General features: G+C 31.3%; 25 protein-coding genes. 14 read left to right on the forward strand and 11 right to left on the reverse strand.

Going from position 1 to position 25,302, the window contains the following annotated elements; all coding sequences use genetic code 11:
• Nucleotides 1–805 precede the first annotated feature (805 nt).
• Together P3X86_RS10015 and P3X86_RS10020 are read right to left on the reverse strand one after the other, a co-directional pair.
• Entirely contained in the window at nucleotides 806–2,125 is a 1,320-nt protein-coding gene (locus P3X86_RS10015) for an aerolysin family beta-barrel pore-forming toxin (protein ID WP_483292549.1), read from the reverse strand.
• 364 nt (nucleotides 2,126–2,489) lie between these two features.
• Nucleotides 2,490–3,206 (reverse strand): aerolysin family beta-barrel pore-forming toxin, encoded by a 717-nt coding sequence (locus P3X86_RS10020; RefSeq protein ID WP_483293029.1) that lies wholly within the window; start codon nucleotides 3,204–3,206, stop codon nucleotides 2,490–2,492.
• Here P3X86_RS10020 and P3X86_RS10025 point away from each other — a divergent pair.
• A complete protein-coding gene (locus tag P3X86_RS10025) occupies nucleotides 3,165–3,425 on the forward strand; it encodes a hypothetical protein (RefSeq protein WP_483292550.1) in 261 nt (86 codons plus the stop codon). The genes P3X86_RS10020 and P3X86_RS10025 overlap by 42 nt on opposite strands.
• Nucleotides 3,426–3,457: 32 nt before the next feature.
• Complete coding sequence (locus P3X86_RS10030) at nucleotides 3,458–3,943, forward strand: hypothetical protein (RefSeq protein ID WP_483292551.1); 486 nt, start codon at nucleotides 3,458–3,460, stop codon at nucleotides 3,941–3,943.
• Nucleotides 3,944–4,207: 264 nt separating this feature from the next.
• Here the strand turns inward: P3X86_RS10030 and P3X86_RS10035 are convergent, their stop codons facing one another.
• Genes P3X86_RS10035 through P3X86_RS10045 form a run of 3 tightly spaced genes read right to left on the reverse strand, consistent with a single transcriptional unit; the run spans nucleotide 4,208 to nucleotide 6,912 of the window.
• A complete protein-coding gene (locus P3X86_RS10035) occupies nucleotides 4,208–5,101 on the reverse strand; it encodes an ABC transporter substrate-binding protein (RefSeq protein ID WP_483292552.1) in 894 nt (297 codons plus the stop codon).
• Between the two features lie 12 nt (nucleotides 5,102–5,113).
• Complete coding sequence (locus P3X86_RS10040; RefSeq protein WP_483292553.1) at nucleotides 5,114–5,776, reverse strand: ABC transporter permease; 663 nt, start codon at nucleotides 5,774–5,776, stop codon at nucleotides 5,114–5,116.
• Nucleotides 5,776–6,912, reverse strand: coding sequence for a betaine/proline/choline family ABC transporter ATP-binding protein (locus P3X86_RS10045; protein WP_483292554.1), 1,137 nt, complete (start codon nucleotides 6,910–6,912; stop codon nucleotides 5,776–5,778). The genes P3X86_RS10040 and P3X86_RS10045 overlap by 1 nt, the downstream gene beginning before the upstream one ends.
• A 182-nt stretch (nucleotides 6,913–7,094) precedes the next feature.
• On the opposite strand from P3X86_RS10045, the gene P3X86_RS10050 reads away from it, so the two are divergent.
• On the forward strand, nucleotides 7,095–7,727 hold the full coding sequence (locus tag P3X86_RS10050; RefSeq protein WP_483292555.1) for a GntR family transcriptional regulator: 633 nt from the start codon (nucleotides 7,095–7,097) through the stop codon (nucleotides 7,725–7,727).
• A 205-nt stretch (nucleotides 7,728–7,932) separates the two neighbouring features.
• Here the strand turns inward: P3X86_RS10050 and P3X86_RS10055 are convergent, their stop codons facing one another.
• The 4 genes from P3X86_RS10055 to P3X86_RS10070 are packed head-to-tail and all read right to left on the reverse strand — an operon-like array spanning nucleotide 7,933 to nucleotide 11,823.
• Nucleotides 7,933–8,589, reverse strand: a complete 657-nt coding sequence (locus tag P3X86_RS10055) for a CoA transferase subunit B (RefSeq protein WP_483292556.1) — start codon at nucleotides 8,587–8,589, stop codon at nucleotides 7,933–7,935.
• Entirely contained in the window at nucleotides 8,582–9,241 is a 660-nt protein-coding gene (gene atoD, locus P3X86_RS10060; RefSeq protein WP_483292557.1) for an acetate CoA-transferase subunit alpha, read from the reverse strand. Before atoD ends, P3X86_RS10055 begins: the two co-directional genes overlap by 8 nt.
• Before the next feature lie 15 nt (nucleotides 9,242–9,256).
• The gene (locus P3X86_RS10065) at nucleotides 9,257–10,435 is read right to left on the reverse strand and encodes an acetyl-CoA C-acetyltransferase (RefSeq protein ID WP_483292558.1); all 1,179 of its coding nucleotides are present in this window, start codon (nucleotides 10,433–10,435) and stop codon (nucleotides 9,257–9,259) included.
• Nucleotides 10,436–10,473: 38 nt separating this feature from the next.
• Nucleotides 10,474–11,823: a short-chain fatty acid transporter gene (locus P3X86_RS10070; RefSeq protein WP_483292559.1), complete on the reverse strand. Its 1,350-nt coding sequence runs from the start codon at nucleotides 11,821–11,823 to the stop codon at nucleotides 10,474–10,476.
• A gap of 247 nt (nucleotides 11,824–12,070) precedes the next feature.
• On the opposite strand from P3X86_RS10070, the gene P3X86_RS10075 reads away from it, so the two are divergent.
• The 6 genes from P3X86_RS10075 to dhaM all read left to right on the forward strand — a co-directional run bounded on the left by P3X86_RS10075 (nucleotide 12,071) and on the right by dhaM (nucleotide 17,061).
• The gene (locus tag P3X86_RS10075) at nucleotides 12,071–12,439 is read left to right on the forward strand and encodes a VOC family protein (protein WP_483292560.1); all 369 of its coding nucleotides are present in this window, start codon (nucleotides 12,071–12,073) and stop codon (nucleotides 12,437–12,439) included.
• A 12-nt stretch (nucleotides 12,440–12,451) separates the two neighbouring features.
• Nucleotides 12,452–14,152, forward strand: a complete 1,701-nt coding sequence (locus P3X86_RS10080) for a sigma-54 interaction domain-containing protein (RefSeq protein ID WP_483292561.1) — start codon at nucleotides 12,452–12,454, stop codon at nucleotides 14,150–14,152.
• A gap of 209 nt (nucleotides 14,153–14,361) precedes the next feature.
• Nucleotides 14,362–14,628, forward strand: coding sequence for a hypothetical protein (locus tag P3X86_RS10085; RefSeq protein WP_483292562.1), 267 nt, complete (start codon nucleotides 14,362–14,364; stop codon nucleotides 14,626–14,628).
• A 318-nt stretch (nucleotides 14,629–14,946) separates the two neighbouring features.
• Nucleotides 14,947–15,945 carry a dihydroxyacetone kinase subunit DhaK gene (dhaK, locus tag P3X86_RS10090; protein ID WP_483292563.1) on the forward strand — a complete coding sequence of 333 codons (999 nt, stop codon included), beginning with the start codon at nucleotides 14,947–14,949 and terminating at the stop codon, nucleotides 15,943–15,945.
• 61 nt (nucleotides 15,946–16,006) lie between these two features.
• On the forward strand, nucleotides 16,007–16,636 hold the full coding sequence (gene dhaL / locus P3X86_RS10095; protein WP_483292564.1) for a dihydroxyacetone kinase subunit DhaL: 630 nt from the start codon (nucleotides 16,007–16,009) through the stop codon (nucleotides 16,634–16,636).
• Between the two features lie 29 nt (nucleotides 16,637–16,665).
• Nucleotides 16,666–17,061 (forward strand): dihydroxyacetone kinase phosphoryl donor subunit DhaM, encoded by a 396-nt coding sequence (gene dhaM, locus P3X86_RS10100; protein WP_483292565.1) that lies wholly within the window; start codon nucleotides 16,666–16,668, stop codon nucleotides 17,059–17,061.
• An 81-nt stretch (nucleotides 17,062–17,142) separates the two neighbouring features.
• Here the strand turns inward: dhaM and P3X86_RS10105 are convergent, their stop codons facing one another.
• On the reverse strand, nucleotides 17,143–18,006 hold the full coding sequence (locus P3X86_RS10105; protein WP_483292566.1) for a DMT family transporter: 864 nt from the start codon (nucleotides 18,004–18,006) through the stop codon (nucleotides 17,143–17,145).
• Nucleotides 18,007–18,187: 181 nt separating this feature from the next.
• On the opposite strand from P3X86_RS10105, the gene P3X86_RS10110 reads away from it, so the two are divergent.
• The 3 genes from P3X86_RS10110 (at nucleotide 18,188) to P3X86_RS10120 (ending at nucleotide 20,541) form a co-directional block, all read left to right on the forward strand.
• Nucleotides 18,188–18,619, forward strand: coding sequence for a rhodanese-like domain-containing protein (locus P3X86_RS10110; protein WP_483292567.1), 432 nt, complete (start codon nucleotides 18,188–18,190; stop codon nucleotides 18,617–18,619).
• Nucleotides 18,620–18,739: 120 nt separating this feature from the next.
• The gene (locus P3X86_RS10115) at nucleotides 18,740–19,126 is read left to right on the forward strand and encodes a rhodanese-like domain-containing protein (protein WP_483292568.1); all 387 of its coding nucleotides are present in this window, start codon (nucleotides 18,740–18,742) and stop codon (nucleotides 19,124–19,126) included.
• Between the two features lie 224 nt (nucleotides 19,127–19,350).
• Complete coding sequence (locus P3X86_RS10120) at nucleotides 19,351–20,541, forward strand: S41 family peptidase (RefSeq protein ID WP_483292569.1); 1,191 nt, start codon at nucleotides 19,351–19,353, stop codon at nucleotides 20,539–20,541.
• A 265-nt stretch (nucleotides 20,542–20,806) separates the two neighbouring features.
• On the opposite strand, the gene P3X86_RS10125 is transcribed toward P3X86_RS10120, so the two are convergent.
• Entirely contained in the window at nucleotides 20,807–22,060 is a 1,254-nt protein-coding gene (locus P3X86_RS10125) for a MerR family transcriptional regulator (protein WP_483292570.1), read from the reverse strand.
• Between the two features lie 563 nt (nucleotides 22,061–22,623).
• Here P3X86_RS10125 and megL (P3X86_RS10130) point away from each other — a divergent pair.
• Both megL (P3X86_RS10130) and megL (P3X86_RS10135) read left to right on the forward strand, forming a co-directional pair.
• Nucleotides 22,624–23,829, forward strand: a complete 1,206-nt coding sequence (gene megL / locus P3X86_RS10130) for a methionine gamma-lyase (protein WP_483292571.1) — start codon at nucleotides 22,624–22,626, stop codon at nucleotides 23,827–23,829.
• Nucleotides 23,830–24,094: 265 nt separating this feature from the next.
• Nucleotides 24,095–25,300, forward strand: a complete 1,206-nt coding sequence (gene megL / locus P3X86_RS10135) for a methionine gamma-lyase (protein WP_483292572.1) — start codon at nucleotides 24,095–24,097, stop codon at nucleotides 25,298–25,300.
• Nucleotides 25,301–25,302: the final 2 nt, after the last annotated feature.

The raw sequence follows: 25,302 nt of genomic DNA on the forward strand, positions 1-25,302 counted from the left end.
TCTTTTGAGATCTTCTTCGTCAGTAAAAGTGAAATATGCTGGTGTATAATGAGAAATTGGTGATGCTGCATAAGAGATGTTTCCTTTAGGTATTAAATTTAAAATCAAACATGTAGCTACAAATAAATATATAATTTTTTTACTAAATTTACTCTTGTTACTTTTGTTTTTCATATTAATACCTCCTGTTTTTTTATTTGTTTACATAATATATCGCATCAAGAATTATGTAAACATAGTCTATAACTTAATTATACTACTATGATTTATAGAAGTAAATGTCGTTTCAGGCCTAAAAACAACGGTTTTATTAACAAATTGCTAAAATGATTGAAATGTTGTAAACGATAAATAGATTTTTTGTACATTTGTGCATGGGTGTTCGTATACAGATAAGAAAATACAAGGAAGTAGTTCATCTAAATTTGAGTAATAAATGAAGGATTAAGAAAAATACGCACAGATAAGCTTATACAAAACTATTAGTAAATAAAACTTGTTTCAATATCAAAAAGAGGTAGGGGTAGATTCATGTAAGATGTGTAATATTTGCTTAAATTAATAAAATATTTCAATTTTATGTAAACAAAACTTATTAATCTATTTATATCATATTTCTTATACTGATTTATATGCTTCTTGGAAAATCATTTTATATTCAAATCTTATCTAGGGTAGTTTAGATTAAATGACACTCTGTTATTAAGATACAGTTGTGTAATTAGTTTACAATAAAACAGTGTTGCATTATCAAAAATTATTTGCTAATACAACACATATCAATAAATAAATTGGGGGAAATCTATTATCTCATAGTTGTTGTTCCAGAACTTGTAGTTACACTACTTTTAGTAACACGGTTCTCCTGTGTATCATTAAATTTAGTATTTTCTATAGTTATACCTTTTGAAGCTGATGCCTTGGCTAATTTAAATCCGCTAGATAAACCTTTTGGGCTCATTGTAGCACTTGTACTTCCTAACTCTTCATCGGTCAATGCTACTGCATTGTCTGCTACTATTTCTACGTGTGTTCCATCTACACATGTGAATTTACCATCTACTTCTGCGCCTCTAGGTCTACAAATATGAGATACTACAATTTTCACATTGTCAGCACCAAATTCTTTTTCCATCCAGCTCCAATCCCAATCAGAATATCCACTTATATCTCTATGTTCGTAGATATCTTGTATTTGTTCTTGAGCTGATTTATCTTTGTTTCCAAATGTAACATCTACAAATGGTCTTTTCTTAGGATGATCTTTTCTTGCATTTCCACTATATCTTAAGAAACCATGGAAAGTAATGTCATACTCCATATATATTTTAGCTGTATATGGAACATCTGATTTAGTTTTAAAACTCATTAATTTAACAGTTTTCTTGCTCTTAGCTGGTACGGTTGTATCGTATGATGTTGTTACTGAAGTACTTGAGGCAGTTTTCGTTTCATTAGTCCATGATTGTCCTGCTGTAAAAGACCAACCATAATTACATGAAGCAGAAATAAATTTAATGCCCACTTCTGCGGTACTATTAACTTGTATGCCTTCTTCAAATGAATAAGTGAAAGAATGAGATACGGTTTTATCTTTTGTATATGTGAAGCTTACATTAGCAGTATCATCAGTATCGCCTTTATTAATTGCATTAAAGCTTTGGATCATTACAGGGTCTAACTTGGTTACTTTTTCATCACCTAATTTAATTGAATCAGTGTCAATGTAAAATCTAACATTCGATACAGTCATTCTTAATCTTTTGTCAGCCCAGTAACCACTTGCATGAGGATCATGCTTGTTATAATTTGCTTGTAAAATATACTTGTTTCCATCTTTTTTAAATGAAAAATCTTCGCCTACATATTTACTACCAGTACCACCGCACCATCCAAAGCCCATATAATGTGCTAAATAAGCATGGTATTTGATAAAATCATCTGAGTTTATAATCTGTCTTTTGAGATCTTCTTCATCTTTAAATGTATAATATTTAGGGGTATAGTGGGAAATCGAAGTATCCGATGCATAAGAAATATTTCCCATAGGTATTAAATTTAGAACCAAAATCATTGCTACAAATAAATATTGAATTTTTTTAATAAATCTGCTTTTGCATTTCATAATTATACCTCCTACACTATGTTTTTTGTTTACATAATATCAATACTACGAGGATTATGTAAATATTCTTTATACTTTCATTATACACCTATGACTTGGTTGAAGTAAATGTCATTTTAGTCCGAAAAATAACGTTTTCATTGACAATTTTAAAACAAATAAAGAGTAATGTATATATGTAAGATTGTTGCAGGTTTTGTGCATAAATAATCAATATAATCTATTATGTTAAGCAAAATTTTCCTTTTATTATAAATTGAAAAAAGTATGAGATTATATTTTTATAGTTCAAAAAAAGGTATTGCACTAGCAAGGCTTATTTGCTAATGCAACACATATCAATAAATTAATTGGAGGATACTTATTATCTCATAGTTGTTGTTCCAGAACTTGTAGTTACACTACTTTTAGTAACACGGTTCTCAGGTGTATCATTAAATTTTATATTCTCTATTGATATACCTTTTGAAAGTGATGGGTTAACGGATTTTAGACTACTAGAAAGATCTTTTTTGCTCATAGCAAAGCTGTTTGTTGTAGTATTATCACTAGCTAATTCTTTGTCAGTCAATGGCACAGCATCTTCTGATACTACTTCTACGTGTGTTCCATCTACGCACGTGAATTTACCATCTACTTCTGCTCCTCTAGGTCTACAAATTTGAGATACTACAATTTTCACATTGTCAGCACCAAATTCTTTTTCCATCCAGCTCCAATCCCAATCAGAATATCCATTTATATCTCTATGCTCATAGATATCTTGTATTTGTTCTTGAGCTGATTTATCTTTGTTTCCAAATGTAACATCTACAAATGGTCTTTTCTTAAGATGATCGTTTCTTGCATTTCCACTATATCTTAAGAAACCGTGGAAAGTGATGTCATACTCCATATATATTTTAGCTGTATATGGAACATCTGATTTAGTTTTAAAACTCATTAATTTAACAGTTTTTTTGCTTTTAGCTGGTACGGTTGTATCGTATGATGTTGTTACAGAAGTGCTAGAAGCAGTTTCTGTACCGTTAGTCCATGATTGACCTGCTGTAAAAGTGGATATTATGATTTCGAAGAATATAAAAAGTCACTCGAATACTGTGAAAAGAATATAAAAATTGCGCAAGAATATAAAATATTTGATGCTAGATATTTTAAAACAATTATGATTAAGATTATGGACTTATATTATTTAGGCGAAAAAGCAGATGCTTTGGAGCTTAAAGAAAATTTTGATGACTTCTTAAAGATAACTGATAATTTATTTATAAAGGATTATATAGATAAAGATGACATATAGATTTAAATTGTTTAATATTGAGAATTGCATACATGAACAACACAAAAAAATCAACCATAACAAAACCAAAAATAAACCACATAATAATAGCACTAACATACATAGGTATAATCATAGCAATAAATCAAATTAATAGTACAATCTATAATGGCGTCATAAACACTTTTGACTTCTTGATAATTTGCCTTTTACTCAGCTTATCAGAAATAAAAGACATATACCATAGAAGGACATTGATGAAGAAAATACTTTTTATACATGTACTGATGTTTATAGCGATTATAACTGTTTATATCATGATATTACCAGCATATACTCACGATGAAGCTATCGATATTGTAAAGAATGACTTTAAGAATAAGTATGATTTAGATATTGTTTATGAACAGTCAGCTCTTGAAAGGGTTTATGGGAGATATTTTGTGAAATTCAAGTATGTATTGTACTTTAAAGATAGATATAAAAAAGTGATAATATGTTTTAATCCTCTAACAGGAGATTATGAGGCTGATAATTGATGAGGAATAGGATAAGTTTATTAGAAATATTAATTGTAAGATGATACATTGAACACAAACAAAATATTGAATAAATATTGGAGCTATACTTTTGAGTATAGTTCTTTATTTTTGTGTGGAAGCGTCAAATAACATTTGCTTAACTCTGATGGAAGTATGTTTTTTACTACTATTCTCAATGTTGCTTACAGCAAATGTCATTCGGCTTCTAAAGGCTACCGTAAATAAAGATAAAACAAAGGATATGAGATACATGGGTATTAACTATTTAATCAGGTTCTTTTCCTTTAGCATTTTAGTAGCTACGGCTTTAGGATTTTCACCCTCATCAACCATTAGGTTATATTTTTGCAGTTCATCATTTGACCATTTGTTACCTAGCTCTTTAAGTGCTTTGACTATTTCAGGATTTTCTTTTGCATAGTCTAATCTTAATATTGGAGTAACAAAGTAAGGCGGAAAAAACTCTTTATCATCTTCTAAATTAATAAAACCAAACTTTGCTATTCTTCCATCAGTACTAAAAGAAGAATTAACATCTATTTGACCATTTTTGAGAGCTGAGTAAGTCAAACCTTGATCCATTGCAACTTCTTTTTTAAATCCAAGATTAGTATACACAGTTTTAAGTCCTTTGAGTCCATCGGTTCTATCTAAAAATTCTACGTTTCCACCAACGATTAACTCTTTAGAGACTTTCTCTAAATCCGAAATTGTTTTTAGATTGTATTTATCAACAGTGTCTTTTCTTACAGAGAGAACATAAGTATTATTCCAACCTAATGGAGTCAACCATGTTATTCCGTGTTCTTTTTCACAGTTAGTTTTTACATAATCATAAGTTTCTTGTTGACCAAGCATTTTTATTTGTTTAAAAACAGCTGTATAAGCTGAACCTGTAAATTCGGGATATATATCAACATTCCCATTTTTTAAGGCATTATAACATAACATAGTACCAGCTAATTCTTTAACCTCAGTTTTATATCCTTTTGACTCAAGATATATTGCTAATAATTGCCCTGTTATCCTTTGTTCAGTATAATTCTTGTGGGCTATTTTAATCGTCTGACTTTTAGAATCTTTATTATCTCCACATGCAATAAGAGATAGAGATAATACAAATATCATTAATATACTTATTATTTTTTTCGTCATACTACACTCCTCCTAAATATTTTCTTCCCTTACAATCCCTTTTGATGTCAACAATTTTTCAAACATGCTTAATATAAAATCAGCAAATAAAGCAAGTAATGCAGAAGCACCTGCACCTGTAAGTAACATAGGATAGTTGTAATTTCCTATAGCTTGGTATATCATATCACCTAAGCCACCAGCTCCGATTAAAGTGGCAATAGTAGCTATACCTATACTTGTAACTGTAGCGATTCTAATACCGCCCATTATTACAGAAATAGCTAATGGGATTTCTACTTTGAACATGATTTGCATTTTTGACATACCCATACCTCTTGCGGCTTCAATAGTTGCTGGATTGACATTTCTTATTCCTATTAAAGTATTTTTTATTATAGGTAAAAGAGCATATAAGAACAAAGCAAATATTGCAGGATTTTTACCTATACCGAAATATGGCATACAAAATGCGAACAGTGCAAGCGATGGGATAGTCTGAATGACATTAGCTATATTTATTACTATATTAGCAAGTTTTTTGTTATTTACTATTAAAAAACCAATGGGAACACCAATGCCGCAAGCAAGTAACACTGCTATACCTGCTAAGGATACATGTTCAAAAGTCTTAGTCAAAATCTCATTGGCATTTGTACTAATAAAATTGTAAATATCTATTAAACTAGTGTTCATTAATATTCCTCACTTTCTGGTACGATTTGACTTAGTACATTTAGTATACTTGTATTGCTAATAATCCCTAGTAAATTATCATGTACATCTATTACGGGACTATATTTTAACTTGTTATCTTGCCTTATATTAAGGACGTCAGTTAATGGCATATCAAATGGTATCTTTATAATATTTTTTTTCATTATATCTTTCATTTTAATACTGTGATCATTTATACCATAAAATCTATTAGAACCAACGATACCTAATAGTTTTTCGTTGTTATCTTTTTTATTTATCACAGCCAATACATCTGTGTCATTTTTCTTCATAATTTCTATAGCTTGAGCTACAGATCTATTTGCATGCACTTTTACAACCTCTTTATTCATAATATCTTGAGCTCGTAACATATCGGGTGTTTTCCATAACCTGTCTTTACCAACGAAGTTTTCTACAAACTCGTTTTTAGGATTTTTGAGTATTTCTTCGGGGGTATCATATTGAACTATCTTACCATCGCACATAACTGCTATTTTATCACCTAATTTTATTGCTTCATCTATGTCATGTGTAACAAATATTATAGTTTTGCTTAACTCATCTTGTAGTCTTAACAATTCGTCTTGAAGTTGTTCTCTGGTTATAGGGTCTAAAGCGCTAAAGGGCTCGTCCATTAAAATAATATCGGGTTCATTAGCCAAAGCTCTTGCAACACCAATACGTTGTTGTTGTCCACCACTTAATTCTCTAGGATATCTTTTGGCGTATACATCATAGGGTAACTCTATAATGTTCATTAAATTTTTGACTTTACTTTTGATTGTTTTTGGATTTACTTTACAGAGGTTTAGAACGGTAGCTATATTTTTTTCTATTGTATAATGTGGGAATAGTCCTATATTTTGAATTACAAAACCTATATTTTTTCTAAGACTATTTTTGTTAATAGATTTAATATCTTTTCCATTGATTAAGATTTGTCCACTGGTTGGCTCAATTAATCTGTTGATCATCTTCATAGTTGTTGTTTTACCACAACCACTTTCACCAACTAAAACAACAAACTCACCTTTATTTACATACAAGTTAAGATCATCGACTATCTTTTTCTTTCCATTGTATGATTTACATATGTTTTTTAATTGTATCATTTATCCTCCTTTTGTACATTATTTTAATATATAATAAAATAGCAAACTGACAACTTCATTTTGAAGTAAGGTTTGCAATAATCTTATTATAACACATAAGTTGACAGATGTGAAGTGAACTTTTTCTTGATTTCTAGGATAGATATTTGTTAAAATTAGTTATATCAATAAAGGAGATTACTATGAAAAAAAAAGTTTCTATGCCAAGGTACATAAAAATAGCGCTAGATATAGCTTACAGTATAATAAATGGTGATTTAAAGATTGGAACAAAAGTAAGTGGACGTTCAACTCTCGCTAGTAAATACAATGTTTCGCCTGAAACTATCAGAAGGGCAATAGCTTTACTTAGAGACATGAATGTTGTTGAAGTTTCCGAGAAAAGTGGTATTAATATTCTTAGTGTTGAGCAAGCACATTCCTTTGTTAATTATTTTAATGTCAAAAATGATGTTTTAAGATTAAAACATGATACAGAAAAATTATTAAATGACAAAAAAGATTTGGAGAATCAGATTTTAGACAATATCAATTCCATAATAGAGTATTCTTCACAATTTAAAAACATAGGATTAATATACACTATGGAATTAACAATACCTAAATCAAGTAAAATAGTTCACGAAACGATTAGTAGTAGTGCATTTTGGCAAAATACAGGTGCTACTATTTTAGGTATAAAAAGAGATAAACAGTTAATCATTTCTCCAGGACCTCATTTTACTTTTTTAGAAGAAGATATAATTTTGTTTGTTGGGCAAGATGGTGTTTTTGACAAAGTTAAAGATTTTATAGGAGTACAAAATCAAAACTAGTTCAGTATAAATTGTGTTTTTTTATTTGATAAATGTTAGATAAATTTAGGGAAATTCATAGAAATTGACAAAACAGTGAGATATGATTTCTATAACTAAGAAACGAGCAATACAAGAACCATACAACTATAAATATAATCAAAAAATAACCTATATTGAAATTAACATTCAATGATAGGTTATTTTTATTTAGCAAATTATTTATCTACTCTACAACCATAACCTTTACATCTTCTGGGACGATAAGGTCTGCTTCTGTTTTACTTACAACTTCCTCTACAGTTACTTCTGGAGCTAGTTCTCTAAGTACTAGTCCCTCATTAGTAACCTCAATATATGCCAGTTCTGTTACTATAGCATCTACTACCTTTGCTCCTGTTAATGGGTAGATACATTCTTTAAGTATCTTAGAACCACCTTTTTTAGTGCAATGTTCTGTAGCAACTATTACTTTTTTAGCACCTGTAACAAGGTCCATAGCGCCACCCATACCAGGTATAAGTTTGTTTGGAATCATCCAGTTTGCTAGGTTGCCTTGTTGGTCAACCTGTAAAGCTCCAAGAACAGTTATGTCAACATGTCCTCCTCTAATGATAGAGAAAGAAGTTGCACTGTCAAAATAGCAACCACCAGTTAACATTGTCACTGGCTGAGCACCTGCATTTGTTAAGTCTTTGTCTTCCTTTCCTTCTTCTGGGGCAGGGCCTAAACCTAAGAATCCATTCTCAGATTGGAAAGTTACATCAATATCACTAGCAACGTAATTAGCTACCATAGTAGGTAGTCCAATACCTAAATTTACGATATCTCCGTCATGTAGTTCTTTTGCAATTCTTCTAGCTATAAATTCTTTACTATTCATGACTAACCCCCTCTACAATATAGTCAACAACTTCTCCAGGAGTCATAACTAAGTGAGGATCGATTTCTCCTACTTCTACTATTTTTTCAGCTTCAACTATTACAGTCTCAGCAGCCATAGCTATTAGTGGGTTAAAGTTTCTAGTTGTTTTGTTATAGAATACATTACCTTTTTTATCTACCATAGATCCTCCTACTAGAGCTACATCAGCTTTTAATGGAAGTTCTAGTATATAGTCTTTACCATCAATAGTAATTTTTTGTTTTCCTTCTTCAACAATAGTACCTACTCCTGTAGGAGTTAAGAAACCACCTAGACCTGCTCCGCCAGCTCTAACTTGCTCAGCGAGCGTTCCTTGAGGAACTAATACAACTTCAGTTTCTCCTTCTGACATTTGTCTACCAGTTTCTTTATTAGTACCTATATGTGAGGCAATGACTTTTTTAGCCATTTTATTTACTATTAGCTTACCTATACCTATTTCAGTGAAAGCAGTATCGTTAGCTATAATAGTCAAATCCTTAACACCTTTTTTTATCAATGCATCTATTAAACCATGAGGATTACCTACTCCCAAGAAACCGCCTATCATGATTGTCATGCCATCTTTTATTCTGCTTACAGCTTCATCGTATGAAATAATCTTATTCATAGACTGCACCTCCTATTATCTTTCAACAAGGATTGATGTTCCCATTCCTCCACCAATACATAAAGTGGCTAATCCTTTGTTAGAATCGCGTTTAATCATTTCGTGTAATAGTGTTACTAATATTCTAGCGCCAGAGCAACCTATTGGATGACCTAAAGCTATAGCACCACCGTTTACGTTTACAATATCAGGGTTTAAACCTAAATCTTTAACAACAGCTAGAGATTGAGAAGCAAAAGCTTCATTAGCTTCAACTAAATCTAAATCTTCTATAGTCCAGTTAGCTTTAGCTAGAGCTTTTTTGGTTGCTGGAACAGGTCCATATCCCATTATAGTTGGGTCAACTCCAGCAGAAGCATAGCCTTTTATAACTGCTAGTGGAGTAATACCTAATTCGTCAGCTTTTTCTTTAGACATTACTACTAACATAGCAGCACCGTCATTTATACCAGAAGCATTAGCAGCTGTTACAGTTCCATCTTTTTTGAATGCAGGTCTTAATCTTGCAACCTTCTCTAAAGAAGCACCATGCTTAGGGTATTCATCAGTATCAACAACTACAGGGTCGCCTTTACGTTGAGGAACGCTTACTGGAACAATTTCTTCTTTAAATCTATCAGCCTTTTGTGCTTTTTCAGCTTTATTTTGGCTGTTAACTGCAAATCCATCTTGAGCTTCTCTTGTCAAATTCCATTGCTCAGCAATATTCTCAGCAGTTATTCCCATGTGGTAGTTATTGAAAACATCAGTAAGACCATCATTTACCATAGTATCAATAACTGTAGAATTTCCCATTCTCATTCCCCATCTTGCTTTAGGGAGTACATATGGTGACTGACTCATGTTTTCAGTTCCGCCACATAGTATAATGTCAGCGTCATTTAGCATTATGAACTGAGCCGCCATGCTTACAGCTCTTAAACCAGAGCCACATACTTTGTTTATAGTCATAGCGGGCACCTCTTTTGGAATACCTGCGTTGATACTAACCTGTCTAGCTACGTTTTGTCCAAGTCCTGCACTTAGAACATTTCCGATAATAACTTCATCAATCATTTCTGGTTTTACACCTGCTCTAGATAGAGCCTCCTTTGTAGCAGTTACGCCTAGGTTAACCGCTGAAACTTTTGACAATGCACCATTAAAACTTCCTATTGGAGTTCTAACAGCTGATGCAATTACTACATCTCTCATTTAAAATCCTCCCTTTGATATTTATATATTAATATATGCTAAAATATAAGCATCATAGCACTTATAATTATACCACTATATAGTAGATTAATAACACAAAATCCCATGATATCTTTTGCACCTAGACCAGCAATACCTAAAGCAGGTAATGCCCAGAAAGGCTGAATCATATTTGTCCAAGCATCTCCCCAAGCTATAGCCATAGCAGTCTTAGCAGCAGGTACACCTATCTCGGCACCAGCAGGCATCATTATAGGTGCTTGCACAGCCCATTGACCTCCACCAGAAGGTACGAAGAAGTTCACAATTCCTGCACTCAGGAATGAAAATAGTGGGAAAGTTGTTTCATTTGAAATACTGACAAATGCATTAGATATAGAACCAGCTAATGAAATGCCTTCTATGCTTTTTCCTGTCATCATTCCCATTATTCCTGCATAGAATGGGAACTGTAATACTATACCAGAAGTACCTTTGATAGCATCTTTGACAGCGTCTAAATAATTTTTAGGAGTTCGATGAAGGAATATACCTACAAATAAGAATATAAAATTAACAATATTTAGACCTAGAGTAAAACCATTTTTCTTAAAATAAGTAACAATAAGTATAAATCCCATTAAACTCAATAGTATAGTTATAATAGTAGAGTTTTCTAACTTATCAGCAGGTGTTTTAGCAAAAATAACTTCTTTATCTTCAGTATCATTTTTTAATAAGTCTGGATTAATAGAGATTGTTTCTGATTTTTTAGGATGCATTGCTCTGTTTATAAAAGGCATAGTAAGTAATAATATACCTAATATAGCGAGATTCATTGGTGAAAACAATGTAGCAGAAGTACTTATTGCTTCAGTTACAGCACCATTTGTCTGTTTAACAAGATCTGCGCCACTAGAAGATAATTTAAGCGGTATAGATCCTGAGAGACCAGCATGCCATACTAAGAAACCAGAATAAGCCGAAGCAATTAATAGTCTATAATCTACATTCTTCACTTTCTTAGCAATTTCCTTTGCGAGTAGCGCTCCGATTACTAAACCAAAGCCCCAGTTGATCCAGCAAGCTATAATTCCAACAAAAGAAATCAATAGTATTGCTGATGTAGGCTTTTTAGGAATGCATGCTATTCGTTCTAGCATTTTTTTAAATAATGGGGCACTAGCCATTGCAAAGCCAGTTACTAGAATTAGAACCATTTGCATAGAAAAACCTAGTAAGCTCCAAAACTTGTTGTACCAATGACCTATCATATCAAAAATGCTTTGGTTAGTGACAACGACACCCATTATTAAAACTATGAATGTTAGTATAACTGCAAATATGAAAGGGTCTGGTAGTAATTTTTTTACTATTGTTACGCAAAAATTTGTAAACTTTTTAAACATTAGTTAACCTACCTTATAAAAAATTTATTACAATGTAAATATATTAGCAAGATGTGTGCCAATTGATTCAAGTAGTAAAGATATGTATTTCATGAGGACGAGCTATTAAAAAAGATATGCCGAAATTGCATTGTATGCAAAACTGCATATGCAGAAGTGATAAAATATGCAGTTTTGCATATTTTCAACTTGATAAATTTTATATTTTGTGAGACTATAAAGTTAATAGTAAAAAGGAGGATTATTTATGGAGTTTGTAGGTATATGCTTAATAACTAAAGATGTTATAAAACTCAGTGAATTTTATTGTAAGATTCTCAGTACTGAGTATGAAGGAAATAAAGAGCATACAAACATAAAAGTTGATGGTGCTGGTATATCGATATTTTCTGAGGAACGAATGAAGGAAATGGCTAAAGGCTGTTTGAGTAATTCTGGAGTAGGTAGATTTACTATTGCAATAAAGGTAGAGGATATAGAGAAACAATATAATAGATTAATTGCAGATGGTGTGGAAATCATCAAGCCACTACAAATGCATGACTGGGGGACTAGTTCGTTTTGGTTTAGAGATGTTGACGGTAATATAGTTAATTTTATGTCTTTGGATAGCTAGGAGGGAGAAAAAATGAATCAAACACTGCTTGGTAATAATATCGGATTTGTACTGACTGATGCAGATTATAATATAATTGATTACAATAGTGTTTTTAATTTTTTAATAAACGGAAATAATCAAACAATAACTAAACCGCTTACTTATTACTATCCAAAACTATTAGAGTATACAATGAATGATGGTATAGTAGTAGATGCAATTAATAATAACAAAAAAATTCATATTATAGGTAATAAGATAAACGTAAATAATAGTACGCAGTACATTTTTTTCTTCACTGATTTTTCTGTAAAATATGAATTAGCTGATCAAATTAAGTATCTAAATGAACATATTTACTTTTATAATGAGATGTTTAATAAACTTCTAGATGGTATATATATAACAGATGAGTACGGAAAAACATTATACGTCAATGATGCATTTATAAATTTATCAGGATTATCTAGAGATGTACTTTTAGGTAAAAACGTATATGAACTGAGAAAAGAACATATATTGCCAAATTCATGTTGCATGAAAGTAATAGAAGATAAGGCCCCAGTATCAACAATTAATAACTATTACAAAGGACAAAAGTGCTTAGTTAGTGGTTCTCCTATATATGATGATGATAATAATTTAAAGAGAACTATAGCAGTTGTAAGGGATGTATCTGAGCTAGATTTACTAATGAAGGAGATAGCAAAAGAAGATAATCTATCACTTAGTTATGCTAAAAGAATAAATACTAGTATCAATTATATAGAAAATGATCATGTAGTAACTGAAAATATGAATATGAAATCAATATACAGCAAAATCAAAAAGATAGCCAATGTAGATAGTACTGTTTTATTACTAGGAGAAACTGGTGTGGGGAAGGATTTCATAGCTTCATTTATACACAAAATAAGTGATAGAAGTAAAACGGGAAGCTTGATAAAAATAAACTGCGGTGCTATACCAGAGCATCTATTAGAATCAGAGTTATTTGGTTATGAAGAAGGAGCATTTACAGGAGCACAAAAAGGTGGCAAGAAAGGGTTGTTTGAAGAAGCTAATAATGGGACATTATTTTTAGATGAAATAGGAGATATGCCATATACATTACAGGTCAAACTACTCAACGCTATAAATGATAAAAAATTTCACAGACTGGGAGGTAATAAATCCATAAAATTCAATGCTAGAATAATATCTGCCACTAATGCGAACTTAGAAAAATTAATTGAAGAAAAGAATTTTAGAGCAGATTTATATTATAGGCTAAATGTCATAAATATTAGGATACCTTCGCTAAAAGAACGTAGAGAAGATATATTACCGTTAGCAAGGAATTTCTTAGAATATTACAACACTAAATACAAAAAATCATGTTACTTTTCTCCAGATATATTAGAGTTATTTTTAGTGTATTCTTGGCATGGAAATATTAGAGAAATGAAAAATCTTATAGAGAGATTAGTCATAATATCTGATGATGCTAGAATAGATTCAAATACATTTAATGAACAAGTATCGAGCAAAACTATAAAGAAAGCATTTGATTATAAACAAATTATAGCAAAAGGGAATACTAATCTTTCCCTTAAAAAACGAGTGGAGTTATTTGAAAAATCAATTATAGAGCAAACTATAAAGAACTCTAAAACTCTTAAACATGCTGCTGAAAAACTAGACATAGACATATCGACGTTAGTTAGAAAAAAGCAAAAATATAGTATGTAAATATTAAAGCCAAAACACAGCTAATAGGAGAGTGAAGCAAACTGAAAACTCCTAATATTACCATCGTTTAAAATTAGCTTACTTAGACTTATATTATATGTTCTATGTTATAATGTTATCTGAGGTATAATTCAATATATTATTGTAAGTATATGCAAGAGTTGCAGTGCTTACTAGTTTTATTAATATTAAGATTAGAGGAGGAAGAAATGGAAGGAGCAAAAGATACAAAAAATCTAATAAGAGTTGTTTTATTAACTGCTATAACTATTATGCTTGCTTTTATATGCTATGTAGAGATAAATAAGATATCGACAGCAAATTGTTCGGAAAATGATAAGATAGGTAGATATCAGTTTTATCAAGCAAATGATGTTAATATAGCTATTCTAGACACGGTTACAGGGACGGTATGGACGAAATACATACGTTCAGATGGTGGAAATAGCAGTTGGACTAAAGAAGAAATAAAGTAAAAAAGGAGTAGAGATGTTAAGAATTCTGCTCAGAGGTAATTGCAATTCATAAATATAGCGTTAATCATTAAAGTTGATTAACGCTATATTTATGAATTGATTTATGGTGAAATATATCAATGAAAGTTAAGTGGAGATGATTTGGTAAAAAGATTACTAAAGCTTTTTTGTATGGTGGAGGAACATTAGGTGCATTTTATTATCTTGTTATAAACAGGAAGTTATATTATAAATTTTATTAATTATTTATATTTATATTATCCATAGGGTAGTTATAAATAGTATAATTATAAGTAAAATATAGGGAGGAATTGTACGATGAAAAAAATAATAAATTGTCCAGAGAACGTTGTAAACGATATGATTGAAGGTATAGTTAAAGCACATCCAGAGTATATAAAGAGATTAGAGGGATTTGATGTTTTAGTAAGAGCTAAAAAGCCATGTGATAGTAAAGTTGCGCTAGTGAGTGGTGGTGGAAGTGGCCACGAACCAGCTCATGGAGGTTTTGTGGGTGAAGGAATGCTAGATGGAGCAGTGGCTGGCGAGGTATTTACATCTCCAACACCAGATCAAGTATTTGAAGCAGTAAAAGCTGTAGACAATGGAAAAGGAGTATTATTAATAATCAAGAATTACACTGGAGATGTTATGAATTTCCAAATGGCAGGGGAACTTGCTGAGGCAGAGGGCATCAAGGTTGATAGTGTAGTTATAAATGATGATGTAGCTCTTGAAAATAGTACATGGACAACAGGAAGAAGAGGTATAGCAGGAACAGTATTCGTTCACAAAATAGCAGGAGCAGCAGCTGAAAAAGGTATGGAACTGGAAGAAGTAAAAAGAATAGCGACAAAGGTCAATGACAATGTTAGAAGTATGGGAATGTCATTATCACCTTGTACAGTACCTGCTGCTGGAAAGCCTGGTTTTACGCTAGAAGAAGATGAGATGGAAGTAGGACTAGGGATACACGGAGAACCTGGGACGCATAAAGAAAAAGTTAAGACCGCTGATAAGATAACAAAGGATTTAATGGACAAAATATTTGATGATATAGAGATAAAATCTGAAGATGAAGTTGCTGTGTTAGTTAATGGGTTAGGTGGTACTCCATTAATGGAACTTTATATAGTAAACAATGAAGTGCAAAAAATATTAGAAGAAAAAGGAGTAAAATCATACAAAACAGTTGTGGGTAACTTTATGACATCTCTAGAAATGACTGGATTCTCTATAACGATATTAAAATTAGACGATGAACTAAAAGAATTATTAGACTATAAAGCTGATACTCCTGCTTATAAACAATTTTAAGTAATAGGGGATGTCTTTTTTTGGCATATTCCTATTTTAAGTAGTGGAAAGGAGAAAAGATATGATAAAAAGCGATTTATTATTAGAGGTACTAAATAACATTGCACAAGTTATACAAGAGAATAAACAATTCTTAACGGATTTGGATGGAGCGATAGGTGATGGAGACCATGGCATAAATATGAGTAAGGGATTTAAGGCTGCTGGGGAAAAGCTTGATACTCTAAAAGATAAGGATTGTTCTACAATATTGAAAACTGTAGCTATGACTTTGATATCAACAGTTGGAGGGGCATCAGGACCTTTATATGGAACGGCATTTTTAAAAGCATCAACAGCAATTAGAGGGAAGGATGACATAGATCAAAATGATATATTAAACATGTTTGATGAAGCTATAAAAGGAATAATAATGAGAGGTAAAGCTGAGAAAGGTGAAAAAACAATGCTTGATGCATTAATTCCTGCTTTTGAAACTCTAAAAAATTCATTTGAAAATGGTGATTTGACTAAAGTTGCATTTGATAAAGCTGCCAAATCTGCACTAGAAGGTGTGCAGTATACTAAAACTATAAGAGCTACTAAGGGTAGAGCTAGTTATTTGGGAGATAGGAGTATAGGACATCAAGATCCAGGGGCAACTTCTAGTTATCTTATAATAGACACTATAGCTAAAACTTTGAATAAATAACAAGATGCGTTGAATAGGAGGATAAAGAAGTGGTTGGAATAGTAGTAGTATCTCACAGCAATAAAATTGCAGAGGGCATAGTTGACTTATGTAGGCAAATGGCTAACAAAGAGTTGAAGTTGATAGCAGCTGGAGGAACCGAAGATGGGAGAATAGGAACTGATGCTACTAAAATAATGGATGCTATAGAAGAAGCAGATGATAAAGATGGAGTATTGATATTGGTGGATATGGGAAGTGCGGTCATGAGTACTGAACTTGCACTTGATTTATTAGATGAAGAATTAAAAAATAGAGTAAGAATAGCTAATGCACCAATAGTAGAAGGTTGTGTAGTTGCTTCAGTTCAGGCATCAATAGGAAACTCGCTTGATGAAGTTCTGGCAGTAGCAGAGAAGAGTAAGGATATGAATAAAGTAAATTAAATTATCATACAATAAAAACTATAAAAATACCTAGTTTAGTCTATATAAACTAGGTATTTTGTATTTATCGTGAGAGCAAAGCTACTGCTTGGATTTTTTAAACAGATTATTATTAACAACGAAATTTATACTTCCAGCTAATATTATAAGCAACGCTCCTATAAAAGTAAGCCAATCTAGGCCTTCTTGCCATATTAATAACCCAATTATACTTGAGAAAATTATATTAGCATAAGTATATATAGACAACTCGCTTGCAGGTGCGTATCTATATGCATAAGTCATCAAAAATTGTGCTGAAGTTGCAAATATACCTAATAGAATTAAACGTATTATTTCAGGATTTGTAGGGATGCGAAAGTCTCCAAAAACCATAAATGGTATCGTGGCTACAGTTGAAATAAAAGTAAAGTAGAGAACAATAGTTTCTGGTGAATCTGTTTTTCTAAGATGCCTTATAATGGTATATGCGCATCCAGCAAAAAATGCTGAAGATAAAGCAAATAGTGATGGTACAATACTCAAGTCGAATTTGGGTTTTATAACAAGACTAGCCCCCACTATAGCTATGGTTAAAGAGATTACTTGGTATTTTTTTATTTTTTCTTTTAAAAATAGTGCAGATAACAATATTATAAAGAATGGTGAAAACTTATTGAGTATAACAGCATCTGCAAATTTTATCCTATTTAATGCGTAAAAATAACAAACTACGCCGAGCAATCCAAAAACACCTCTGGATATAAGCAGTTTTTTATTGTTTCCAAACAGAGAACTTTTTCTTTTTTTAAGTATAATTAGTGAAAAAGCAAAGCCTAATATATTTCTAAAAAATATTTTTTCTGCCATAGGGACATTTGGTAACGACTTAACAGTAGCAGCCATTAGTGCAAAAAATAATGCTGATAGAAGTATTAAAAATGTTCCCTTTAATTTATCATTCATAGAAAACCTCCTGTAAGATACAATATTAGTATAATAACATTTATATTAATTAAATACAAGGTAACATATGCCATTATATTATAATAAGTTTTTTGTTTATGATATTTATCAAAAAATATGGGTATAAAAGAATAAACAACGCAAAAAATCACATAATAAATGTGCAAAAGGAGGATGATAAATGAAAAAATATACTTTGATATTTATTGTAGTTATAACGCTGGTTAATTTTAGTGGCTGTAGTAAAAAAACTGAAGGTAATAGTGAAAATAATGAAGGGGTAAAGGTTGGAACTGTAAATAACACATATCAAACTATAACTCCACAAGAAGCTAAAAAAATGATTGATGAAGATACAAATGTCCAACTATTAGATGTCAGAACAAAACAGGAGTATGACGAAAACCATATACCTAGTAGTATACTTTTGCCATACGACGAGATAAAAGATAGAGCGAAAAGTGTATTACCAAATAAAGATGCAAAAATAATAGTCTATTGTAGAAGTGGGAGGAGGAGTAAAATAGCTTCCTTGGAATTAATTAATATGGGGTATAAGAATGTATATGATTTGGGAGGAATTATAGATTGGCCATATGAAGTAGAAAAATAAGAAAATTTTCAATAAAAATCTTGAGGGTTTTACAAAAATGTAATATAATAGAAAAAAGTAAATGTAATTCTAATAATATCTTACTCATATTAGAAATATTATATTAAAGGAGGGTGAAATATGAAGAAAAAGTATAACGTTTTAATGATTGCATTACTTGTAGTTATAGTGATGTCAGCGGTTATAGTACAAGCTAGTGGCTACCAAAAGATTACTCCGCAAGAAGGGAAACATATGCTTGATTCAGATCCTAGTATAAAACTGTTAGATGTAAGAAATTCGTGGGAATATGAACAGGGACACATACCGAATAGTATATTACTTCCGATGTATCAGATAGAAGACGAGGTAGAAACTTTAATACCTGATAAAGACACAAAAATAATAGTATACTGTAGAAGTGGTAGAAGAAGTAAATTGTCAGCAAATAAGCTAATTAGTATGGGATATACAAATGTTTATGATATGGGCGGAATATTAGACTGGCCATATGAAATAGTTAAATAACATATATTTAAAGAGATGTCTATTAAATACAGGCATCTCTTTTTAAGTTATAATAATCAAAAATTGACAAAACAGGAAATGTGGTATATTATTACGTTTATATCAATTATTACATAACAAACTAGGGGAGGTGTAACTATGAGAAAAATCCTATGTATTATCACTATTGGTATTTTATTAGCAATTGCGGGATGTAATAAAGTAGAAGAGGATAAAAAAGTAATTTGAGTGTTCAAAATGTAACAGAGGAAGAAACATTTAGTGTCAAAGAAATAAAAAAAGATATATATGAGTTAAGGTTAGCGTATGATACGATGCATCTTTCAAAGAGGGACAAAAAAATAAGGGAAGATTTTTTCCGAAGATATGATGAAATAGTGAGTTCGATAAATAGACCTATGACAAAACATGAAATAAGGTTCATGCTAATGGAATACGTTGCAACATTAGATGATGGGCATAGTTGGGTTGAGATTGAAAATGAATGGTATTTACCGATGAATTTAAGATTAATAGGTGAAGGTTTAGCGGTGCTTAATGATAATGATGATGGATTAAATAAGGGTGATATAGTTTTAGAGATTAATGGGGTTGATATTGATGAAATATTGGATAAACTGAAAAAAATAATTTCTGGAGAGACTATTCATGGTAAAAAGTATAAAATGTCGTATTATGTGACAGCGAAGAATGTATTGAAATACTTAGAGGTCGTTAATGATGAGAATGATTCTGCGTTAATTAAAGTAAAAACACCCAAAAATGAAATTAAAAGCTGTACTGTTAAATTTGTAAAAATAAATAATAGTAAAGGTGAAAAAACTAAAGAATATTTTCACAAGGGATTTAAAGAGTTTGATTCAGCTGTATTTGTTTATAAGAGGTGTAGAGATAACGATGAACATAAAGAGGCAATTAAAAGCTTTTTTGAATATGTTTACGATAACAATATCTCTAATATATTCATAGATTTAAGAGACAACCCTGGAGGACATACTTCAATTGCAGAAGAGTTTTTTAAGTACATTGACATAGATAAGTTTTATTATCTATATAATACAAAAAAAACTATAGAACATTATAATGATAAGTTATACGATGGAGAAATATATGTAGTTACTTCAAATGGGACATATAGTGCAGCTCCATTAATTGCATATATGTTAAAAATCAACAAGGAAGCAAAAATAATTGGAGAACCGACAGGTGGTGGTAATGTTGTATATGGTCGCCCTAGGTATGTGACATTGCCAATAACACAAATAGACTATAGTGTTTCGACATTTATTACACATTTCTCAAATCGAGACGTCAAATATACTTTAGAGCCAGACATATATATGCCACTAACTGTATCAGATATAGTACAAGGGGTAGATCCTTTAGAAGAATGGATTAAAGGGATGAAGAAATAAATAAAATATTCACACATGCGTAACAAATATAATAAATTTATGAATAAAGGGAGGTATTGTTTAAACAATCCCTCCCTTTATTCATAAGTTGTAATATTCTTGAGTCTGTCAAGTAATTGGTGTAAACTAACTAAAATAAATAACAATTTTAAGATGAGAGGAGGGATTAAATTCTCCCCTCAAAATATATACTTAGTTGACCTAAAATCATAGCCCAATTCCTAATCCTTTGAGTTCATTTTTCTTGGATTTCATGATTTTAATATTATAACTTGTTTAAAACACTTTTTATCTTTTTTATTGATGTACTTTCAATATCCTTTATTTCTCTAAGCACATCTATTCTAGGTACTATTGGAAGATTACTTTCAGATATTTTAAGTAAGCTTTCACCTATTAATTTATAGTTATGGCTCAATGATAAAAATTCATTTGACAAATTAGGATACATTTCAGAAAGTTCTTTAAAAAAGATTGATGCCATAACTCTACATTCTCCCCATACTGTAGCGTTCCAACGATTACCTTGTCCGTTACCATGTCCATCTTCAATGGCTTTAATAAAAACATCATATGCCTCTAATCCAGTAAAATATGGTTTAGTTGTATACTTGTCAGGATTCGTATTGATCTCTATTGCGGAATACAGAGCAGCTCTTATCATTTCATTTATTGGCGTTTGTGTTACACTTTTAAAAGTAAAAATGCTCATATGAATTTCATTTTCAATCTCTTCCCATGATTGAAATGTCAAATGTCCTGCTGGGTAATCTGTTGACCACGGTTGTGCTGTAATTAAACCTTTATCATCATAACCATTTATCAGCTGATATTCCGTATTTAATAGTGCACATGGATTATTACTGTCTAAATGTTCTTTGATTGTTTTTTCAATTTGCTTTCTTTCTTTTAATGTACTTGATTTAGTGAAGAAACCACAGTTTTTCATTTCAATACCAATGTTTTTAAGAAGCTCGATAAATACTGTTAAATTGTAACAATAAGGTCCACTAGCGCATAGTTCATCATGTATATTTATCATAAATGCTTGCCCAGTAAGCCCATAGAGCATCGCTGGACTAAGATCTAAAGAATAAAAATTTGCAATTCCTTTTATTGTTCCCATTAAGGTTGAGTGGTCAGGTGATTGATATAAATTATTTAAAATCATTTCTTCTTTCTCCTTTTCTATTAATTCAGAAATTCTTTTTTTTAGGTTTGCTATTTTCATATCAGTAAATTGACGTTCTTTTTCAGCAACGAATAGTTTTTTTTGATATAGACGGAGCAAATCAGAATCATTCATTTTATTTATATCCTTATTAGAAATTTCATTAAGCGTAAAACCACATTCTTTTAACTCAACGATATGATTGATTTCCGATAGTTGTTCAAGTCCATAGTACCGATAATTATTACCCTCTATACATGCAGGATTTAATAGTCCAATTTCTGCATAATATCTAAGTGTCTTAACAGGTATACCTGTTAATTGTGAAAAAGCACCAATTTTCATCATGATAACAACCTCCAAACATATTGAGTTAACTCTTTGTTAGTATATCATGTCCAGTAACTGGAAAGTCAATATGTATTTTATGACTTTATTAAATTTATTGAATAAATATGTTTTTAACATATTAGAATGATATTTTGCCTTAAATGATTTATTACAGTAATTAAACATCTTCAGGAATGTAAAGAAGCCACTAAAGGGCTATAATATCAGGGTTAGTTAAAGGGTTATTTTTAAAAACCCAAATTGTTTTGTAGGATTTAACATAATCAGTTTTCATTTAAAATAATACTTATTCACGAATTACTGGACTGATGCTACGCAAATATGTATATAGAAAATATTGATATACAAATTACCACCATAAAGAGCTATAATACAAAATACTACTCAAGTATCTATTTGAATTAAAATTAATGTTATTGGCATATAATTTGCATTATATTTTATAAACGTTTTCAAATTATACACATTCTAAATTTTCATATGGATTGATAAATTTATATTCTATGAATAATTCAGGATTATATATAAACTAACATTTTAAAAAAGGAGAGACATAATAAATGAACAGAGAGTATCTAATAGGTAAAGGTTTTGGAACAAAAACTATACATGGTGGACATGTAGGTGACAAGCAGTATGGGGCATTAGCAACACCAGTATATAGAACATCAACATTTGTATTTGATTCAGCAGAGCAAGGTGGAAGAAGATTTGCTTTAGAAGAAGAAGGATATATCTATACTAGATTAGGAAATCCAACAAATACAGAAGTTGAAGAAAGAGTTGCTATATTAGAAGGTGCAGATGTAGCTGTATCAGCTGCTTCTGGAATGGGAGCTATTACGACTGCTTTTTGGACAGCGTTAAGAGCAGGGGATCATGTTGTTGCCTCTGATACATTGTATGGATGTACTTATGCATATTTAAGCCATGGCCTAACAAGATTTGGAGTAGAAGTAACGTTTGTAGATGTATCTAAATTAGAAGAAGTAGAAAAAGCGATGAGACCAAATACAAGAGTAGTATACTTAGAAACTCCGGCAAACCCAACATTGAAAATAACAGATATAGAAGCAGTAGCTAAAATAGCACATAAAAACGAAAACTGCCTAGTGTTTGTGGATAACACTTTCTGTACTCCATATATTCAAAAACCGCTAGAGCATGGAGCGGACGTTGTAGTTCATTCAGCTACTAAATATCTTAATGGACATGGAGATGTTATAGCAGGTTTCATAGCAGGACCAAAGGAATTTATGAATGAAGTTAGATTCTTTGGATTAAAAGATATGACAGGTGCAGTTATGAGCCCAGATGATGCATATTTGATTTTAAGAGGAATGAAAACACTAGAAGTGAGGATGAAAAAGCACTGTGAAAATGCTATGAAGGTTGCTGAGTTCATAGAGAATCATCCAGCAGTTGAAAAAATATACTATCCAGGGTTAAAGAGTTTCCCACAATATGAGCTAGCAAAGAAACAAATGAAGTTACCTGGAGCTATGATATCGTTTGAATTAAACGGAGGAATAGAAGAAGGTAAAAAAGTGATGAATAATATCCATATGGCACAACTGGCAGTTAGCTTAGGAGATGCTGAGACATTGATACAACATCCAGCTTCAATGACTCACTCAGCATATTCGCCAGAAGATAGAGCTAAAGCGGGAATCACTGATGGATTAGTAAGATTATCTGTAGGTCTTGAAGATGCAGAAGATATTATATTTGATTTAAAACAAGCTTTAGATTTAATAGTAAAATAAAATTATTATATCAAAAAAGGGTTGTAAAATATTACAACTCTTTTTAAGTGTAAAGATATTTTGACATATGTAAAGAAATATTTACACTTTGCAAATTGAAGTGGTTCTAAAACTTTACACGAATAAGACGTGGGAGTCTAAAAAGCACCTTAAAAGCTGATGATAACTGATGTTGGATTTTTGGCACAACACTTGCTATTAATTATTTCACGAGTACATTATGTGAATTATATATATTCAAATATAAATAAGGGGAGAGATTTAGATGAACAGAGATTATTTAAAAAGCAAAGGCTTTGGAACAAAAACTATTCATGGTGGTCATAAGCCAGATAAGCAATATGGAGCGTTGGCAACACCGATATACAGAACATCAACATTTGTATTTGATTCAGCTGAGCAAGGAGGAAGAAGATTTGCTCTAGAAGAAGAAGGATATATCTATACTAGATTAGGAAACCCAACAAATACAGAAGTAGAAGAGAAGGTAGCGATATTAGAAGGTGCAGATGCAGCAGTATCTATGGCTTCAGGTATGGGAGCAATTTCTTCAGCATTGTGGACAGCATTAAAAGCAGGAGATCATATTGTTGCTTCTGATACGTTATATGGATGTACGTTTGCATTCTTAAGTCATGGATTAACAAGATTTGGAGTAGAAGTTACTTTTGTTGACGTTGCTAATTTAGAAGAAGTTAAAAATGCAATGAAACCAAATACAAGAGTAGTATATTTAGAAACACCTGCAAACCCTACTCTAAAAATAACAGATATAGAAGCAGTAGCAAAAATTGCTCATGAAAATGAAAATTGTTTAGTATTTGTAGATAATACTTTCTGTACTCCATATATTCAAAGACCTTTAGAACTTGGCGCAGATGTAATAATACACTCAGCAACTAAGTACTTAAATGGACATGGAGATGTTATAGCAGGATTTGTAGCTGGTTCTCAAGAATTTATGAATGATGTTAGATTATTTGGGTTAAAAGATATGACAGGTGCAGTTATGAGCCCAGATGATGCATATTTGATTTTAAGAGGAATGAAAACACTAGAAGTGAGAATGGTGAAACACTGCGAGAATGCGATGAAAGTTGCTGAATTCTTAGAAGGACATCCAGCAGTTGAAGAAGTTTATTATCCAGGATTAAAGAGTTTCAAATACTATGATTTAGCAAAGAAACAAATGAAGTTACCAGGTGCTATGATTGCATTTGAACTTAAAGGTGGATTAGAAGAAGGAAAAATAGTTATGAACAGTGTTCATATGGCTTTGCTAGCAGTTAGTTTAGGAGATGCTGAGACATTGATACAACATCCAGCTTCAATGACACATTCGCCATATACTCCAGAAGAGAGAGCAAAAGCTGGTATAAGTGAAGGTTTAGTAAGGTTATCAGTAGGATTAGAAGATGCAGATGATATCATAGCAGATGTTAAGCAAGCTCTAGATTTAATAGTAAAATAATA

Source organism: Abyssisolibacter sp. ZYX002 (assembly GCF_056892235.1).